The 19,253-nt window shown below is 33.5% G+C and carries 17 protein-coding genes; 14 read left to right on the top strand and 3 right to left on the bottom strand.

The annotated features are described in order from the left end of the window. Positions 1-22: 22 nt before the first annotated feature. Positions 23-3,118, bottom strand: a complete 3,096-nt coding sequence (locus IPJ23_09035; protein MBK7630835.1) for a family 10 glycosylhydrolase — start codon at positions 3,116-3,118, stop codon at positions 23-25. A 292-nt stretch (positions 3,119-3,410) separates the two neighbouring features. Between IPJ23_09035 and secA the strand changes: the two genes are divergently transcribed. From secA to IPJ23_09015, 4 genes are read left to right on the top strand one after another with little or no spacing between them, the layout of a single operon-like run. Then, positions 3,411-6,449, top strand: a complete 3,039-nt coding sequence (secA, locus tag IPJ23_09030) for a preprotein translocase subunit SecA (protein ID MBK7630834.1) — start codon at positions 3,411-3,413, stop codon at positions 6,447-6,449. An 11-nt stretch (positions 6,450-6,460) separates the two neighbouring features. Beyond that, positions 6,461-6,799 (top strand): P-II family nitrogen regulator, encoded by a 339-nt coding sequence (locus IPJ23_09025; GenBank protein MBK7630833.1) that lies wholly within the window; start codon positions 6,461-6,463, stop codon positions 6,797-6,799. Between the two features lie 46 nt (positions 6,800-6,845). After that, positions 6,846-9,239, top strand: coding sequence for a tetratricopeptide repeat protein (locus IPJ23_09020; GenBank protein MBK7630832.1), 2,394 nt, complete (start codon positions 6,846-6,848; stop codon positions 9,237-9,239). A gap of 26 nt (positions 9,240-9,265) precedes the next feature. Next, a complete protein-coding gene (locus tag IPJ23_09015) occupies positions 9,266-9,922 on the top strand; it encodes an ATP-binding protein (protein ID MBK7630831.1) in 657 nt (218 codons plus the stop codon). Positions 9,923-9,925: 3 nt separating this feature from the next. On the opposite strand, the gene IPJ23_09010 is transcribed toward IPJ23_09015, so the two are convergent. Both IPJ23_09010 and rlmN read right to left on the bottom strand, forming a co-directional pair. Next, positions 9,926-10,486, bottom strand: coding sequence for an RNA methyltransferase (locus IPJ23_09010; GenBank protein ID MBK7630830.1), 561 nt, complete (start codon positions 10,484-10,486; stop codon positions 9,926-9,928). Then, positions 10,479-11,540, bottom strand: a complete 1,062-nt coding sequence (gene rlmN / locus IPJ23_09005; protein ID MBK7630829.1) for a 23S rRNA (adenine(2503)-C(2))-methyltransferase RlmN — start codon at positions 11,538-11,540, stop codon at positions 10,479-10,481. The genes IPJ23_09010 and rlmN overlap by 8 nt, the downstream gene beginning before the upstream one ends. A 213-nt stretch (positions 11,541-11,753) precedes the next feature. On the opposite strand from rlmN, the gene IPJ23_09000 reads away from it, so the two are divergent. The 10 genes from IPJ23_09000 (at position 11,754) to queG (ending at position 19,186) form a co-directional block, all read left to right on the top strand. Then, positions 11,754-12,899: an acyl-CoA dehydrogenase gene (locus IPJ23_09000; protein ID MBK7630828.1), complete on the top strand. Its 1,146-nt coding sequence runs from the start codon at positions 11,754-11,756 to the stop codon at positions 12,897-12,899. Continuing rightward, positions 12,889-13,347 (top strand): membrane protein insertion efficiency factor YidD, encoded by a 459-nt coding sequence (gene yidD, locus IPJ23_08995; protein ID MBK7630827.1) that lies wholly within the window; start codon positions 12,889-12,891, stop codon positions 13,345-13,347. Before IPJ23_09000 ends, yidD begins: the two co-directional genes overlap by 11 nt. Continuing rightward, positions 13,344-14,195 (top strand): hypothetical protein, encoded by an 852-nt coding sequence (locus IPJ23_08990; protein ID MBK7630826.1) that lies wholly within the window; start codon positions 13,344-13,346, stop codon positions 14,193-14,195. Before yidD ends, IPJ23_08990 begins: the two co-directional genes overlap by 4 nt. Beyond that, positions 14,167-15,018 carry a hypothetical protein gene (locus IPJ23_08985; protein MBK7630825.1) on the top strand — a complete coding sequence of 284 codons (852 nt, stop codon included), beginning with the start codon at positions 14,167-14,169 and terminating at the stop codon, positions 15,016-15,018. Before IPJ23_08990 ends, IPJ23_08985 begins: the two co-directional genes overlap by 29 nt. A gap of 114 nt (positions 15,019-15,132) precedes the next feature. Further along, entirely contained in the window at positions 15,133-15,741 is a 609-nt protein-coding gene (locus tag IPJ23_08980; GenBank protein ID MBK7630824.1) for a LemA family protein, read from the top strand. Between the two features lie 2 nt (positions 15,742-15,743). Next, on the top strand, positions 15,744-16,451 hold the full coding sequence (locus IPJ23_08975; GenBank protein MBK7630823.1) for a TPM domain-containing protein: 708 nt from the start codon (positions 15,744-15,746) through the stop codon (positions 16,449-16,451). Positions 16,452-16,571: 120 nt separating this feature from the next. Beyond that, a complete protein-coding gene (locus tag IPJ23_08970) occupies positions 16,572-16,904 on the top strand; it encodes a 4Fe-4S dicluster domain-containing protein (GenBank protein MBK7630822.1) in 333 nt (110 codons plus the stop codon). A 106-nt stretch (positions 16,905-17,010) separates the two neighbouring features. After that, entirely contained in the window at positions 17,011-17,856 is an 846-nt protein-coding gene (locus IPJ23_08965) for an MBL fold metallo-hydrolase (protein MBK7630821.1), read from the top strand. Continuing rightward, the gene (locus IPJ23_08960; protein MBK7630820.1) at positions 17,857-18,186 is read left to right on the top strand and encodes a nitrite reductase (NAD(P)H) small subunit; all 330 of its coding nucleotides are present in this window, start codon (positions 17,857-17,859) and stop codon (positions 18,184-18,186) included. Positions 18,187-18,265: 79 nt separating this feature from the next. Continuing rightward, on the top strand, positions 18,266-19,186 hold the full coding sequence (gene queG / locus IPJ23_08955; GenBank protein MBK7630819.1) for a tRNA epoxyqueuosine(34) reductase QueG: 921 nt from the start codon (positions 18,266-18,268) through the stop codon (positions 19,184-19,186). Positions 19,187-19,253: the final 67 nt, after the last annotated feature.

Below are 19,253 nucleotides of genomic sequence, written 5' to 3'. Positions count from 1 at the left end.
AATCTTCTGTCCTAATCACAATTTACTTTAGGAACAGCATCTTTTTTGATTCTTCGAACGTATCAGTTTTTAATCTGTAAAAATAAACTCCGCTTGGTAAGTTAGAAGCGTCCCAAGTCAATATATAAGTACCTGCGGTTTTATACTCATCAACCAAAGTTGCAACTGAATTACCAAGTACATCATAAACTTTAAGTGACACAAATTGACTATTTGGTAGTGCATATTGAATATTTGTAATTGGGTTAAATGGGTTAGGATAATTCTGCGAGAGAATATATTGTGCAGGTATGATGTTATGTTCATCATTTATACTTACTAGACCGTCAACTTTTTTAACCGCTCTTAAATCATCAAAATAAATTGCACCTGAGATTGAACTTTCAGTTGTTTTAGTTAATTGATAACTATCAATTCTAAAATATTGACCTGTTAGATTTCCATCGCCAATCCAAATGCCTACACTATTAGGATCATTTAATTTCCATTCAACCAATTTCCATCCGTACCAATCTATTGTTACCCATTTTGATACTTCGTGATCACCCCAAGCTGTACCGGTATATTCATCAATACAAAATCTAAAACGTGTGTTACTTCCATCACCATAAATATAACTTTGTAAAACGTAACTTGTATCAAAGTAAACAGCCTGTGGTGTGCCGCCATTTAAATATTCACGAATTAAAAAGTCACTTGCATTTTCATCCCATAAATATGTAAGCTTTGCAGATTTTTTTGGTGATGTAGCAGGTAGATATACTAAACTGGTAAATTCAAAATGAGTTCCGGAAGCTAAAATTCCTTTTGTTGATCCGCTGTAATCCGGCTGCTTCCAATCGCCCGGAGCTGTAAAATTATCTATCATTTTAATTTCACTATATGATAACCCGGAGGTTGTAAAATTAATTTGTGATTGTGTTCCACTAATATTTCCTAAAGTATCAGCAATATCTCCACTAAATGTTAGGTTAAAATTTGTACTGCGACTAAATAAATTAAGCGGCTGAATGCAAATTATACTTTTACCATCTTCAGCATTAGTATGTTGAAAACTAAAATTAACAGGTGAACTTTGATTCATTAGCATTATATCTGCAGCAGAAAGTGTTTGTGCATCAACCTCTTCATCAAATGCAAGGGTTAAAATTGATCCAATATCAATACTTGTATCGCTGTCTGAAGGGTAGTTGTATATTATTTGTGGACCAATTATGTCTTCCTCATTGGTTTGATAATTAAGAACAAAAGGATCACCTTCTATCCCATTCGAATCACCATCAAGTTTTCTTCCATTAATATCATTTACTGTAGAATCAATTAATAAAGTATATGCTGTCTGAAACTGATGTCCTTCAGTTACAATTGAGAGAGTTTTATTGTTTTCATTCCAGATTAAGTTGTTTATTTGAACCGCTGGAGTAATTGTTATCGCATTTGAAAAGGAATTTACATCCATAGTTTTTGAAAATTTAATAACAATATTATCTGAAATATTTAACACTCCATTTTGAAATGGAATTGTTGATACGACAGTTGGTGCAAACGAAGGAACTGGTTCCGTTACCACGATGTTTGAAATTTCAGATTCATTCCAAAACCTATTTAACGTGGTTGCAAAGTAAGTGTATGTTCCATTAAAATTTTGTAACCCAGTGTATGTATCTATAAAGTTGTAATTAGAATTTCCAAAATGGACATCAACAATCACATCGTCATTTACATCTAGAATGTTATCTTCTGATCTGTATATGGCAAACCATTGATTATGAATAATAGATGGATCGGGAGTTACTAAAATATCATATTGAAGAGAATCAATTTGATTCAATGTTATAAATTGTGCAGCAGGTTGTGATATAAAATTTATATCTCTTACTTTTACTTTTTTATTAAAAAAGGTAGAACCGGCTTCATCCCAATAATCATAACTAGCCCAAGTTCCGTAACTAAAAAACTGAAATCCATCAACCCATTGTTTATCTCGCATTCTATTGACAATTCCTGGATGATTCGACCAAACATTATTTTCATCTAACCTATAAGACCCCGGGCCACAAGTATAGAGCCTGCTTGCTTGTATGCCTTGCTGAATATTTGGTTCCCAGTCTGAAGATATAGCAATAAATAGATCATTACCTGTTAGCCAATGGTAATGCATAGGTGTTAACTGGTCAATGTATCCCTCGTTAAACCATAAAGCAGCATCTTGATATACAACATAATAACCGTTCCAGCCGTTAACACCACCTGATTTATAGTTACCTAATGCTGCGGGTGATAAACGAACCCAAGGCTTTACGGTTTGTATCGAATCGTGTAAAGTTTTTACAAATTCTGTGACCGACCATCTCCACCAATCTTCCCAGGTGCTAAAACCAGAAGGCACACCGGCACTGAAAGGATGCTCAACATCATATAAAAAACGATTGGTGCTCTGCGTGGAAGTCAATTTATTTATTGTTTTATCCGAAAATGATCCATCAAGCTTGATTTCCTGTTCAAGTTGTGATGGAGCATCAGTCATATCATCTGTATTGTATTCATTCCATCTAACATAATCCAGATGCAAACCATCGATATCATAATTTCTTACAATTTCCATTGCAACATTAATTGTATAATCTCTAACAGCTTGCAATCCCGGTGATGCTGCCATATATGATGTCATCGGGTTTCCGTTTTGATCTCTGCAAATCCACTCAGGGTGCTCAACCGGAATTGTTCCAGCATGAGTTGATGAGACGCTAAATGAGTTAAACCATGCATGTAATTCAAGACCTCTTTTGTGTGCTTCTTCAATTGCGTATTGCAATGGATCGAAACCGGGATATGTATATCCTGCGTAATACCCCCACGGTTCGTAAGATGATTGATAATATGCTGTTCCGCTTTGTCGTATTTGAAAAAGTACGGAAGTCATATTTGCTTTTTTATGATTATCTAATATCTCTCTTATACGAGCTTTGTTAACTTCAACAGAACTTCCCGAGGAAATGTATTCCCAGGTGATTACCCAAGTTGCTCTAAATTCTCTATTGTCTTGTTGAGCATTTAGAAAATAAGGGAAAATTAAAAAAAGGATCGCAAAAAATTTTAGGTGTAGTCTTTTGTTCATACGAATTCAGTTAGAATATTAATAATTATTTGTTACTTGCAATCAAATTATTAAAAAATGTCTGATCTTTAAAGGAATAAGTACAGATGATTAGATTTAATTTCATATTTAGATGTTTGCGGATTTTTTGTTCTAAAACACACTAATGATAAACACTAAGATTTACCAATAAAAAGTGCTATAAAAGGGTTTGCTTTTTCTTAAGACTTACCCCAATTATTCTTAAATTGCATATCAAAACATCTATATTTAATTTTTCAATAGTAATTACTAAAGGAGAAATTTACGTTCAATGTTAAATCTGATAAAAAAAATATTTGGTGATAAACACGAAAAAGACCTTAAAGTAATTTGGCCAATAGTTGATGAAATTAATGGTCATTATGAAACTATTAAGAATCTGACAAACGATGAATTAAAAAATAAAACACTAGAATTCAAAGAAAAGATACAATCTCATACCGAAGAAACAAGGAAGCAAATCACTGAACTCAAAACCCGTTTACAGTCTGATGAAGAATTTGATCGCAACGCTTCTTATGATGAACTTGATGTGCTTGAAGATAAATTAAATGATGAATATGAGGAAATTCTGGACGAGCTTTTACCGGAAGCGTATGCCGTTGTAAAAGCAACTTGCCAAAAATTGGTTGGTACAAGCTGGACCGTTGCGGGTAATAAACTTAATTGGGATATGGTTCCTTATGATGTTCAGTTGATTGGCGGAATCGTTCTTCATCAGGGTAAGATTGCTGAAATGGGTACAGGTGAAGGAAAAACTCTTGTTGCAACTTTGCCAATGTATCTTAATTCTTTAACGGGCAGAGGTGTTCATCTTGTAACTGTTAACGATTACCTTGCGAAACGTGATAGTGAATGGATGGGTGAAATTTTTAGATTTCATGGTTTAACAGTCGGTGTAATACTAAATACGATGGATTCAGCACAACGCCAACAGCAATATGCTTGCGATATCACATACGGAACAAACAACGAATTCGGTTTTGATTATTTGCGCGATAATATGTCTGTTGAGCTATCTCAGCAAGTACAGCGTAAACATAATTTTGCAATTGTTGATGAAGTAGATTCCGTTTTGATTGATGAAGCAAGAACGCCGCTTATTATTTCAGGACCGGTAGATAGGGATGATCATCAATTTAATGATATGAAACCGAAAGTTGAAAAATTATATAGACTTCAAAAGAATTTAGTTGCCTCTCTTGTGCAACAAGCGGAAGAACTTTTGAATGGTGAAAAAAATGAAACCGAAGCAGGGGTTTTATTATTCCGTGCACAGCGCGGTTTACCAAAGAGTAATAAACTTGCTAAAGTTTTTTCAGAGCCATCTGCTAAAAGATTAGTACAAAGTACCGAGATGGAATACCTTAGAGAAAAAGGTAAAAACATGCACATCATTGATGAAGAGCTTTATTTTGTCATCGATGAAAAAAGTAACCAGATTGATCTTACTGAAAAGGGAAGAGAAGAACTTGCAAAGGGTAGCGGTTTTGAAAAGGAATACTTTGTCTTGCCTGATCTTGGGTTTGAAATAAGTAAGTTTGAAAATGATGATAAAATGTCACTTGAAGAAAAAGTAAAAAGAAAAGATGTGCTTTATAAAAAGTATTCTGAGGCAAGCGATAGAATTCACACTCTCAATCAATTGTTAAAAGCTTATACTCTATTTGAAAAAGATGATGAATATGTTGTAACTGATGAAGGAAAGATTGCAATCGTTGATGAATTTACCGGTCGTGTTTTACCCGGCAGACGGTATAGTGATGGTTTACATCAGGCAATTGAGGCTAAAGAAAATGTAAAAGTAGAAAGAGATTCTCAAACTCTAGCAACAATTACTCTTCAGAATTATTTTAGAATGTACAACAAGCTTGCCGGTATGACCGGAACCGCTGAAACTGAAGAAGGGGAGTTTTTTGAAATCTATAAATTAGAAGTTGTGGTTATCCCAACTAACAGGCCTATTGCAAGAGATGACCAGGATGATGCAGTTTATAAAACCAAGCGCGAAAAGTACAACGCGATAATTGAGCAAATTGAAACTCTAAAAAAAGAAGGTCGACCTGTTCTTGTTGGTACAACTTCCGTCGAAGTTTCGGAAACATTAAGCAGAATGCTTAAACGTAAAGGTGTTCAACACAATGTTCTTAATGCAAAGCAGCATCAGCGTGAAGCAGAGGTTGTTCAGCACGCGGGCGAATTAAGTGCTGTTACAATAGCTACAAATATGGCTGGTAGAGGTACAGATATTAAATTAGGCGCAGGTGTTGTTGATAAAGGCGGTCTTTATATCCTTGGAACTGAAAGACATGAATCAAGACGAATTGATAGACAGTTGAGAGGTCGAGCAGGAAGACAGGGAGATCCTGGAACTTCTAAGTTTTATCTTTCACTTGAAGATGATCTGATGAGATTATTTGGAAGTGATAGAATTTCTTCTGTGATGGAGCGAATTGGAATTAAAGAGGGCGAAGTAATTCAGCATCCTATGATTAGTAAATCTGTTGAACGTGCTCAGAAAAAAGTTGAAGAAAATAACTTTGCTATAAGAAAAAGATTATTGGAATACGATAACACTATGAACTCTCAGCGTGAAGTTATCTATTCCAGAAGAGAAAAAGCTTTGCAGGGCGATAGATTAAAGAGCGAACTTCTTGATCTCATGGACGAAATGGTTAGCGAAATTGTTGATAAAAATTTTGAAGATGTAAACGTTTCTGCTATTAAAGAACAGATTCTTCAAAGTTTACTTGTGGATATTAAACTTGATTCTGAAGAATTTGAAAATCTTGGAATTGAGGGTGTTAAAAATCGAGTTGTAGTTGCAGCACAGGATTTTTATAAACGAAAAGAAGAAATGCTTGGCTCCGAATTGATGGCGAGATTAGAAAGATATGCTGTACTTAGCGTGCTTGATCATAAATGGAAAGAGCATCTTCGTGAAATGGATGATCTAAAAGAGGGTATAGGATTAAGAGCATATGGACAAAAAGATCCCTTAATCGAATACAAAGGTGAAGCATTTAAATTATTTGTTGAACTTTTAACTCAAATAAGAAATGAATCAGTTTCTTTTGCATTTAAATTCTTTCCACAAGCGGCAGAAGAAGTTCAGAGAAGAAGAACTGCGCCGATCAGGATGATGGAGAGTAAACAAAGTACAGAAAACATTGGATTATCAAATCGACCGCCACAAACTAATGCTGAAGGTAAAGTTCAGACGATCAGAGTTGAAGAAAAAATCGGGCGCAATGATCCTTGCCCTTGTGGAAGCGGTAAAAAATATAAACAATGTCATGGCAAATCATAACGGAGCCAGCTATGAAAAAAATTGAAGCAATTATTCGTCCCTTTAAACTTGATGAAGTTAAAGAAGCATTAGTGGAAGAGGGCATAAAAGGGTTAACAATTTCTGAAGTTAGAGGATACGGAAGACAAAAAGGACATACCGAAACTTACCGAGGTAGTGAATACCAGATTGAATTTATTCCTAAAATAAAAATTGAAATTGTTGTAGATGACACTTTGCTTGATAAAGTTATCGATGCAATACTTCGAACGGCGAAAACAGGGCAGGTTGGGGATGGGAAAATATTTATTTCCGACGTTAAGGATGTAATAAGGATTAGAACCGAAGAATCCGGCAGCCAGGCTTTGTAGAAAAAAAATGCCTTTTTCTTTTTCCTAAGGTTTAATAGCTTAAACTATGATTTTTAGAGACAAAACCAGTAAACTTGCAGCTACAATATTTCTTCTGCTTTTTCTAAGTGGATGCTCAGTGTGGGATAATTTTACCACCTACTTTAATCTTTATTTTAACACGGCATCTCTTTTTGAAGAGGCAGAGAACGAAATCCTCTCACAAAAACGTGATCTTTTTTCAAACGAACCTTTGGTATTGCCTGGTAATGCAAGAACTACATTAGTTAAAGTTGTTGAAAAAAGTTCGAAACTTTTACAGTTTTATTCATCTTCTGCTTATGTTGATGAAGCATTGATGATGCTTGGCAAATCGTTCTATTATCAAGGTAATTATCAAAAATCTAAAAGAAAATTTGAAGAACTTCTAGCTACTGATGTTGATGATGATGAAACGATAACAGAAACTACACTTTGGATTGCAAAAAATTCTTTTGAGTTAAGAGATATTTCCCAAGCCCTTAAAATTATAGAAGAAATGCGCACTAAATCTATTGAAGAAGGTTATGATGATTTAGTAAAGGATTCATACATTCAAGAAATTAAATATAGACTTAGAGAAAAAGATTATTCAAGAGCTATATCGCTTGCAAATGAATTTGCTGAGGTTTATGACAATGATGTAATGCGGGCCCAAATATACTTTGAGTTAGGAAATCTATATACAACTATTGGTGAAAACGAGAATGCAATTTTAGCATATGAAAAGGTTTTTGATTACTCACCTGATTTTGATTTAGAGATTAGTGCAACAATTAAATATGCAGATGCTTTACGCGATGGCGGGCAAATACAAAAAGCACTAGAAGTATTTGAAGATATTCGAAATCAAGACAAATATCTTAACTCTTATAATGAGATTGACCTTGAGATAGGAAAAACATTAGTTCAACTCGGTGAATTTAATAGAGCAATGGATCAATTTAGAATGGTGGACACAACATATAAAAACACTCCATTTGCTTCCGCTTCAAATTTTGAAATGGGTGAACTATACAGAACAAAGTTTTTAAATTATGATAGTGCCGGATATTATTTTTCGAAGTCGGCAATTTCAAATCCACCAAAAGAGTATGTTGACCGAGCAAAAAGTAATAATCAACTGTTTACTAAATACACCAAGTTACGCAGTGAAATCAACAGCCTCGATAAGCAGCTTTATTATTCGCAAAACCTGGAAATATTTGCAAAGGATTCTTCCGAATATCTGGCAGACTCATTAAAGATTCTAGAAGATTTTCTTGCTCAAAAAGAAATTGAAGATCTTTGGAAAGGTAGTTCGGTTGATACCTCAGCATCCATAATTGATTCTTCTTTTATTAAAGATTCCATTTTTGTAAAAGATAGTGTTGCAAAAGTGGATAGTCTAGTACTAATTGGTGAAGTTTCATCTTTTGATACAACCGGGTTGATGAGCAGGCTGCTCGAATTTACAAATCAAAAAAGAATTGCTGCTACGAATGAGCAAAAGAATAAGGAAATATTAAATTTACGAAATCAAGGTCAATTAAGACTTGATACTCTCAAATTCAAGGGAAATCCTCCAAAACGATTATCAATACCGATAGATTCGGCAAAAACAATAATTGCAAAAAATAATCTGGAACTGGGAAATCTTTTTTTAACAGAGTTTTATGTGCCTGATTCAGCTTATAACCTATATAATAAAAACCTGGAAGAATATTTTAACACAAGATATTATCCAAATACATTGTACGCCATGGGCAGCTATTATTTGACTGTTAATAAAAAGCAAAGAGCAGATAGTTTATTCCAGATTATTTATGATAATTATAAGGATAAGAGTATCGTTAACGCTGCAGCTAACAAATTAGAGTTACCTTTAATTGATTTTAATTATGACCCTGCAAAAGATTCTTATGCCTCTGCAGAAGATCTAATGCTTGCCGGTGATTATGGAAAATCTGTAAATCAATTTTTTAATATTTATACTAAATATCCAAAATCAATTTTTGCTCCACAAGCATTATACGCTTCTGCATATATTTTGGAAAATGATTTGTATCTGCTTGATTCGGCGGCTACTGTTTATGATACTTTAATCGCAAAATATCCAACTACCGTATATATTAAAAAGATTTCACAAAAAGTTTCAACCTACAAACAAGAAAAGGCAAGAATACAAAAAGCATTGCAAGACAGTTTGAACGCTTTGATTAGTGTTAAGCCAGATTCAACTTTAATGGTATCCGATAGTACTGATCTTGAGAATGAATATCTGGTAAATGCAGTTTTTAATGAAACAGGAAAAATTGAGGAAGGGGATGATAATTTAGTTTTAGCTAACCAAAATGAATTACTAAAACCAACAAATCAAAATATTACGCAAACTAAAAAGAAATTAGAACCACTTTGGGATCCGCGTAAACACTTTAATTGATTTTTCTCCGATAATTTTGTGCTAATATGCGATATAGAGAACTTTTAGATTTGATTGAAGAAGGGGAGAATATTCAGTGTGAGTTTAAGAGAAAATTTTCAACTCACGATAAAATTGCAAGGGAGATGATAGCATTTGCAAATACAAAAGGGGGTTGTGTTTTGTTTGGGGTTGATGATGATAAAAAAATTGTGGGTGTTGAAAGCGAAAAAGAAACAACAGAACTTGTAAAAGATGCCGCTTTAAATTACTGCGAACCACCGCTTGATTATTCAATTGAATACAGAGAAATTGACAGCAAAGAAATTGTAATTGTTAATATTCCGGAATCCAATAATAAACCACATCGTATTCAGGATTATCAATCAGATCTTGATATTACAACAGCTGTAGTTCCCATTCGTGTTAATGATAAAAGTGTTCAAGCAAGCAAAGAAATGATTAGAATTTTGCGTGCTCAATCAAATCGAACTGCATTAAAAAAATATGTTCTTGGCCCAACTGAAAAAACTGTTTTTGAATATCTTTCTAAAGTTGAAAGGATTAACGTTAAAGAATTAAGTAAACTTGTAAACATTTCGGAAAGAAGAGCCTCACGAACATTAGTTAAAATGGTGCGCGCAAATTTACTTATGATTCACACTAAAGATAATGGGGAAGAGTTTTTTACTGCTGCGATGTAAATTCTATCTATTCTGATCAAAAATTTTTCTCAATTCAAAAATCGCAACCCCATAAGCTACTGCAACGTTTAAAGATTGTTTAATTCCGTATTGTGGAATTTCAATTGAGTAATCACATAAATCTAAAACTTCTTGGGAAACGCCGGTTATTTCATTTCCTACAACAATGCAAATTGGAAAATTATTTTTGGTTAGGCTATAATATGGTTTGCTATTTTCAGTTAATTCCAACGCGCAGATTTTTATTCCTTCAGATTTGATTTTTTTTACAGCTTCAACTGCGTTTTTTGTGTATTCCCATTTTACGCTTTGCGTAGATCCGAGCGCAGTTTTGAGTACATCTTTATTCCCTTTATTTTCTTCATCGATTGGCGGATGAGGAGTATAGCCGCAAAGAATAAGTTTCTCAATCATTGCTCCATCAGAAGTCCTGAATATCGAGCCAACATTATAAGAGCTTCTGATTGAATTTAATAAAACATAAACCGGAAGTTTTTTTACAGTATGAATTTTATCAAGTGAACTTCTGTTTGCAGAAATTTCATCGTGGGTAAGCTTACGCATCTAATGATTGTTTTTGTTCGAACTTATAGGCTAACTGACCGCAAGCTGCGGCAATATCATCACCTTGAGTATATCTTACCATAACTATTATGTCATTATTTCTAAGCGTATTTACGAAATCATCCACACGAAACTTTTGAGATGGCTCTAATTCATTGGCTAGTCCGGTGGGGTTCATGTGCGCAATTGAATTGAATGGAATAACATTAATTTTACTTGGAATTGATTTGCACAATCTTGTAAGTGCTTTAAGATCATCATCTCTATCATTAATATCTTTTAACATAACATATTCAAATGTTATGCTGGTATCAGTCTGTTTTGCATAATATCTAACTGCCTCAAGATTTTCAGCCAGAGAATATTTTTTATTGATTGGCATTATTTTATTTCGGGTTTCCTCGAACATTGAATGAAGTGAAAATGCTAATTTTACTTTTAATCCGCTATCGGCTAGTTCAATAATTTTTGGTGCAATACCGGCAGTTGAAACAGTAATTCGTCTTAAACTAATATCTTTAGTTTTTCCTTCGGCAAATATTTGAAGGGTTTTGAGAGTATTTGCATAATTTAAAAGAGGTTCGCCCATACCCATATAAACGATATTAGAAATTTTATTTTTGCCATAATCGGCAGAAGCCATAAGAAATTGATCGATTATTTCGCCCGATGAAAGATTTCTTTTATAACCCATCAAACCGGTAGCACAAAATTGACAATCAAGCGGGCACCCAACTTGGGTAGAAATACATAGCGTTATTCTTTTAGGTTCTGGAATGATTACGGATTCAATAATAAGATCATCGTGGGTTTTAAATAAATATTTTCTTGTACCGCTTTTTTGAGATTGAGTTGCAGAAACTAATGTAAGAGTATTTAGCTCGCAGTAAAGGTTAAGTTTTTTTCTAAGATAGTTTGGGATAGTGGACATCTCATCAAAACTTGCAGCCATGTGCCCATAAATCCATTCAAATACTTGATCACCTCTAAATCTCTTTTCATCCGCGACAGTAAAGAAGTCTTTTAATTCTTTAAGGGTTAAACCCTTAAGCATGGTTTTGCTAACCGAATCCTCAGTTGTACTTTGTTCAATCATTTTTGCACACTAGAAATAAGATTTGTCAAAAAAAAAATTTAATCAGCGTATTAACAATCATCTCCCGATTGATACATAAGGATTATTGCTTTATTTTTGATATAAAATAAACCCTCAAATCCACAGGGTTAAAATTAACAGGTTTTTATCAAAATTAAAAAAGGATTAATGATGAATTTCGATTTAAACGAAGATCATTTAATGATACAAGAATCCGCAAGAGATTTTGCGGTAAATGAAATTGCTCCTTCTGCTGTAAAACGGGATATCGCTGCAGAGTTTCCTTATGATATTGTAAAGAAGATGGGAGAACTTGGATTTATGGGAATGATGGTTTCGCCTGATTACGGTGGTGCCGGATTAGATACATTAAGTTATGTTTTAGCTATGATTGAAATTTCAAAAGTGGATGCTAGTCTTGGTGTAATAATGTCGGTTAACAACTCATTAGTGTGTTATGGATTAGAAAAATATGGATCGGATTTTATTAAACAAAAATATCTGGTTCCACTTGCAAAAGGTGAAAAACTTGGTGCATTTGCTCTATCAGAACCAGAAGCCGGTAGTGATGCAACAAAGCAAAGAACTATGGCAGATAAAGACGGAGGTCATTTTTCTTTAAATGGAATTAAGAATTGGATAACAAATGGAACAACTGCCGACTATTATTTAGTTATGGCAACAACAAACAAAGAACTTGCACACAAGGGAATATCAACCTTTCTTGTTGAAAAAGGAGCTCCAGGTTTTGAGCATGGTGTTAAAGAAGATAAACTTGGAATCAGAAGCTCTGATACTTGTTCACTTACTTTCCAGAATTGCAGAGTTCCAAAAGAAAATATTGTGTGGGAAGAGGGCAAAGGATTTAACTTTGCAATGAATACACTTAACGGTGGTAGAATTGGTATTGCATCACAAGCGGTTGGAATTGCTGAAGCATCTTTAGACGCTGCTATTAAATACGCAAAAGAAAGGAAAGCTTTCGGACAGACCATTTCAAATTTTCAGGCAATTCAATTTATGCTTTCTGATATGGCTGTGAAAGTTGATGCAGCAAAAATGCTAACATTTAAAGCTGCGGCACTTAAAGATGCCGGTAAACCTTACTTTAAAGAGGCTGCCATGGCAAAACTTTATGCTTCAAAAATTTCTGTACAAAATGCACTTGATGCAATTCAAATTCATGGTGGCTACGGTTATGTGCGTGAGTATCTGGTGGAAAGATATTTACGTGATTCCAAAATCACAGAAATTTATGAAGGAACCTCGGAAATTCAAAAAGTAGTAATTGCAAGAGCTTTACTTGATGATAAATAAAAAATATTTCTTTCTGATAATATTTTTATTTCAATTCAGTTATTATGCTCAAACAGATTGGGTTAGATGGGAAAAATCTAACCCAGCCTATCAAATCAAAGATTATTATTTAGAACGTGATTATGATCTTTCAATCAATTCAATTTCAGATGTGATTGTAAAGCCTATTATAAATGCATACTGGTTTTTTATCTCTGATGTTGACGGTGCTAACTGTCCGTTCCAACCATCCTGTTCAAGTTTTCTTGTTCGCTCTATTAATGAAACAAATATGTTACAGGGTGTTGTCATGTTCTTTGACAGGTTTACACGAGATACAAATATTTTTGAAAGACACAAACATTATCCGATTTTTAAGAAAAATCATTTTTATGATCCAATAACACTTTACACTTTGGATAAAGAAAAAATTAAGATAATTCCTGCTAACACTTTTGTAAATGAATGATTAATAAATTATTTCTCTCAATTATAATTATTTCCATTCAAATCTTTTCTCAACAAATTGATTTTCAATCACCACAAAACATAAAACTATTTGCTGATTTTTTATTTTGTGAAAAAGATTATTTGCGATCGATTGATGAGTATGAAAAATATCTTAAATCCTTTGATGACGATTCTACTAATTTCAAAATTGCACTTGGATACTCATTAATAAATGATCAGACGAATGCTGTTAGAAAATTCAGTTTAATTAAAGCAACATCCGAATTTTATGAAGCTAGTAAAATCGAAAAACTTAAATCACTATTTCTGATAAATATTGATTCGATTTTTTATAAATCTGTAGACTTGATAATAAATTCAAGTTCAATCTATTCCAATAATGCTTATATGTTAAAAAACACTTCACTATTACTAGTCAGAGATGAACTTATTGAAAAGGAAAAATTCTTAATTCCATTTGCTGATCAAGAAAAAGAAACACTATCCAATTTCTATGATTTGAAAAAATATCCACCGTACAAAAGCGAAGTATTGGCTGGAATTCTTTCGGCAATTGTTCCTGGTGCAGGTAAAATATATACAGAAAACTATAGCGACGGAATAACAGCTTTCATCTTGACAGGTTTATTCTCGTATTTGGCTTATACCAATTTTGAACATGATCATACAACAAGAGCTTGGATATTTACTATGCTTGGAGCTGGATTTTATTCTGGAAATGTTTACGGCTCAATTGCCTCAGCACAAATATTTAACGCAAGAGTTAATTTTGAGTTTGATAAAGGAGTAAAATTGTTCTTACAGGAAAAAAATTATTTTGCACCAGCTTATGATTTCTGTAAATAATAAAATATTTCTGATTGTTATTGTCTTGATTTCAAATGCGCTTGCGCAAAGTTCATTACAGCAGCAATTTGAATATGCAAATGATTTATTCAATCAAGAAAAATATTTTGATGCAGTAACAGAATTAAAACGTTTGCAGTTCTTTGATAGTGAAAATCTATTCTCATTCAAGTCAAATCTATTAATTGGCAAATCTTACAAGGCAGGATCTAAATTTGATGAGGCTGCAAAGTTCTTTACTCTTGCTGAAATAAATGCAGCTAATGATGATGAATATTTCATTGCAAATATTCTAAGTGCAAGAACAAATATATTACGCCGAACATCTAAACAAGCGGATAGAATCCTTACTGATTTATTAATAGATCCAAAATTCATTTCTAAAGAGAATGAAATCAAATATTGGGTTGGATGGAATTGTATCTTTTCTGATCAATGGGAAGATGCTTATCAAATCTTTAGTGAAAATAATCTTGATACTACCCTTGCTAAATTATGCAAATCTGTTGATGAGGATTTTTACAATAAAAATTTTGCTAAATACAGTTCATACATTATTCCCGGTTTTGGACAGTTTTATACGGGAGAATATATAAGCGGTGCATTATCACTTGGTTGGAACATTCTATTTGGATACCTAACTATTAACTCATTTGTTGAGGATAGAGTATTTGATGGAGTTATGGTGGGAAATTTTTTGTGGTTGAGATTTTATTCCGGTAATACCCAAAATGCTGAAAAATTTGCGGTTCAGAAAAATCTGCTAATATCTAATAAAGCTTTAAAATATTTGGAATCAGATTTTGCAGGTGAGCGACCATAAATAAAACTAAAATTAATACAAGTTTTTTCTTTGATTAAATATTATATTTTAATTGCTAATTAATTGAATCAATTAGGCAGTAAATCTCCACTTATTATTAGTTTAGGAGGGTTCATGAAAAACAAAAGTATGATGATTGGTTGCGCCGTTGGAGGAGTAGTTCTTCTTGGTATTGCGCTTCTCGTTTCCTGGGGAATTAGTTCTTACAATAATATGGTTTCTCTAGATCAGTCAGTTATACAACAATGGGCTCAGGTGGAAAATCAATATCAGCGTCGTGCCGATCTTATTCCAAATCTTGTAAATACTGTTAAAGGTTATGCCGATTTTGAAAAAGATGTATTAACAAAAGTAACAGAAGCACGCGCAAAGGTTAGCCAATTCAACATTACACCAGAAGTTCTAAACGATCCGCAAGCGTTTGCTAAATTTCAATCCTTACAAGGTGAATTAAGTGGTGCACTTTCTCGCTTACTTGTTACCGTTGAAAATTATCCACAATTAAAAGCCAATGAAAATTTCTTACAGCTTCAAGCTCAGTTAGAAGGAACAGAGAACAGGATTTCAGTAGAGCGCAAAAAGTTTAATGAAGTTGTTCAGCAATACAATACTACAATTAAAAGATTTCCAGCATCAATGTTAGCAGGAATGTTTGGCTTTGGTGAAAAACAATATTTTAAAGCAATTCAAGGTGCCGATACTCCACCCAAAGTAGAATTCTAAAAATGAAATTATACTTTGCGATTATTTTAGTCTTTGCAACAGCTGCATTTGGGCAGCCGGAAATACCAAAGCTTACAATGTGGGCAACTGATTTAACAAATACACTTAGTCAATCTGAAATAAGTGTTTTGAATATCAGGTTAAAATCTTATGCAGATACTACTTCAAACCAAGTAATCCTATTAATGATCCCATCTCTCGAAGGCTATCCTATAGAAATGCTCGCAGAGGAAACGGCTACTAAAAATAAAATCGGTACAAAAAAAAATGATAATGGAATTTTACTTCTTATTGCAAAAGACGATAGGCAATTAAGAATTGAAGTTGGTTATGGATTAGAAGGCGCTGTTCCCGATGCGATTGCCAGTTCAATTATCAGAAATGTTATTAGACCCCAGTTTAGGAATGATGATTATTATTCTGGAATTAATGATGGAATTAATGCAATTATTGCTGCAATTGGGGGCGAGTATGTAGCTGATGAAAGTGATGAAGATTCCGGGTTTCCATTTATAATTTTTGTGATCATTTTGATTGTCATTTTTATATTCATTAGAGGTGGCGGTCCGTTTGTTCCTGGTGGAGTTTATAGAACCGGTACTAATTCAGGCGGCTGGTCAAGTGGCAGCAGTAGTTGGGGGGGAAGTAGTGGCGGTTTCAGTGGCGGAGGTGGTTCTTTTGGTGGTGGTGGCGCAAGCGGAAGCTGGTAATTTTAAACGAAAATCAACTTTTTTAACTTGTACCTTGAAGAATAGCCCGATATTTTATAAACTGCATACACGTTTATAAAATTATTTACTCATATTGATATTTATTTAAGGAGAAAAATTATGGCAATAAAGATAACGGAAGAATGTATCAACTGTGGTGCTTGTGAGCCTGAATGTCCTAATACAGCTATTTATGAAGGCGGTGTTGATTGGGAATTAGCAGGAACTCATTATGGTAGTGGTGATGCTGCCCCCTCAGGAGCTACAACCTTTTATTCTTCTGATTTTTTCTACATTGTTCCAGATAAATGTACAGAATGTAAAGGATTCCACGATGAACCACAGTGTGCGGCAGTTTGTCCTGTTGATTGCTGTGTTCCCGATCCAGAACATGTTGAGGACGTTGATACTTTGTTAAAACGAAAAGATTATTTGGATGGAATAGGGAGATAGATTTTTTGCGGGCGGAATCATTATTCCGCCCATCTGTTATAGACCCTTTTTCAGCTTACACATTTCTTTTTTAACTTTCCACTTACATTTCAATAAGATAACAATTATGCAAATTGGAAAATATAAATTAAAAACAATCCTTTCCGGATTTATCGGACTGGATGGCGGTGCAATGTTTGGGATTATTCCCAAACCGCTCTGGGAAAAAACAAATCCAGCTGATGAACAAAATCGGGTTACGCTAGCAACACGAAATTTGTTATTAGTAAGCGATGATAAAAAAATTTTAATTGATACAGGTATGGGAAATAAATGGGATGAAAAGTCAAAAAATATTTATCGTATTGATCCCAAACTTAGCCTTGAAAAAGTTCTTGAACTTAATGGAGTAAAACCCGAAGACATTACTGACGTTTTATTAACTCATCTTCATTTCGATCACACAGGCGGATCAACTAAAATTGAAAACGGAAAACTTCTTCCTTCTTTTCCGAATGCAAAATATCGTGTGCAAAAGAAAAATTTTGAATGGGCGATGAATCCTTCTGATCGTGATAGAGGAAGCTATATCAAAGATAATTTTGAACCTCTAGTTAAAGAGGGAGTTCTAAATCTTGTGGATGGCGAAATAGATTTTGATGATAATATTTCTTTCAGAATAATAAACGGTCATACATTCGCCCAACAAATGATAAAAATTTCTGATTCCTTAAACACGATTTTATATTGCGCAGATTTAATGCCTTTCGTTTCTCAAATTAGGATTCCATATGTGATGGGTTATGATTTACAGCCGATGATTACAGTACAGGAAAAGAAAAAATATTTGCAATTAGCTGCTGATGAAAACTGGCAATTGTATTTTGATCATGATCCTGAATTTGCTTTAGCAACAGTTAAACATTCAGAAAAAGGAATTGTTCAAGATAAAGTTTTTAAGGATTTTGAATAAATGGAAGATGGATATACAAGAGTTTGTACGGTTTCGGAGTTAACAGAAAATAAAGGTAAAAGATTTTTAGTTAATGATGTTGATATTGCCGTCTTTAATGTGAATGGAGAAGTATTTATCCTAAATAACAATTGTCCACATCAGCATACTTCAGTTATTTATGATGGATTTATTGAGAGTGATTGTGTTGTATGTCCTGCACATGGTTGGATGTTTAATTTAAAAACAGGAAAACAGCCTACGGGGGCAATAGGATTGGATTCTTATCCAGTTAAAATTATTAATGATGTTGTGTATGCAATTATCAAGGCAAAAGAATTAAAGTGGTAGAATTATATTTCAAAGGATAAAGTTGATAAAGATTACATCTTTTAAAAGATATTATCTTTAATTTTAAAATAATTTTCCTATGCCCAAACTAACAAACCAAATAGTTTCGGAAAAAGCAAAACAACTTGGATTTGATCTTGTTGGTTTTGCTAAAACTGATTTATTAGAAGATGAAACTGAAAAACTGCAACAATGGTTGGATAAAGGTTATCAAGCTGGCATGAATTACATGGAAAAGAATTTTCATAAAAGAAAAGATGTAAAGCAAATTCTTCCAAATGCCAAAAGTGTTATCTCATTAGCTCTAAATTATTACACACCAGAGCAACATTCACATAAAAAACATAAAGGCAAGGTTTCTCGATATGCCTGGGGAAAAGATTATCATCTTATCATCTGGCAAAAACTTGATGAACTTGAAGCAATGCTAAAAGAAATTGATCCTAAATTTGAATCACTTTCTTACGTAGACACCGGTCCAGTAATGGATAAAGCTTGGGCTGTTCGTGCCGGACTTGGTTGGATGGGAAAACACACGAATATTATTAATCCTGAAATTGGCAGTTGGTTTTTCATCTCAAACATTATTACAAACTACGAGTTTGATTATTCTGAAATCATTATTGATCATTGTGGTACTTGTATTGCTTGTATCGATGCCTGCCCAACGGATGCAATTGTTCAAGAATATGTGGTTGATGCGAACAAATGTATTTCATTTCAAACAATTGAGAACAAAGAAGAAATTGCCATTGAGTTGAAAGGAAAATTTGAAAACTGGATTTTTGGCTGTGATATTTGTCAGGATGTTTGTCCATGGAATCACAAATTTTCCATTGTTACTTCTACAAATGAATTTTATCCGCAGAACAAGGAACTGACTTCTGATGAAGTTATTATTATGGATAGTCAAACATTTAAGGAACGATTTGCAGAAAGCCCTATAAAAAGAACGAAGTTAAAAGGATTGCAACGCAACGCTAAGTTTTTATTTGATTGATATTAAATCCCTTCTTGAATCTTCACTAACTTATCTGAATCTTACAGTTACAAATAATAAAAATTTT

The organism is Ignavibacteriales bacterium (assembly GCA_016709765.1).
In the GTDB taxonomy this organism is placed as follows: Bacteria; Bacteroidota; Ignavibacteria; order Ignavibacteriales; family Ignavibacteriaceae; genus IGN3.
The sequence above is the reverse complement of the archived record's forward strand: the minus strand, read 5'-3'. Positions and strand labels throughout refer to the sequence as shown.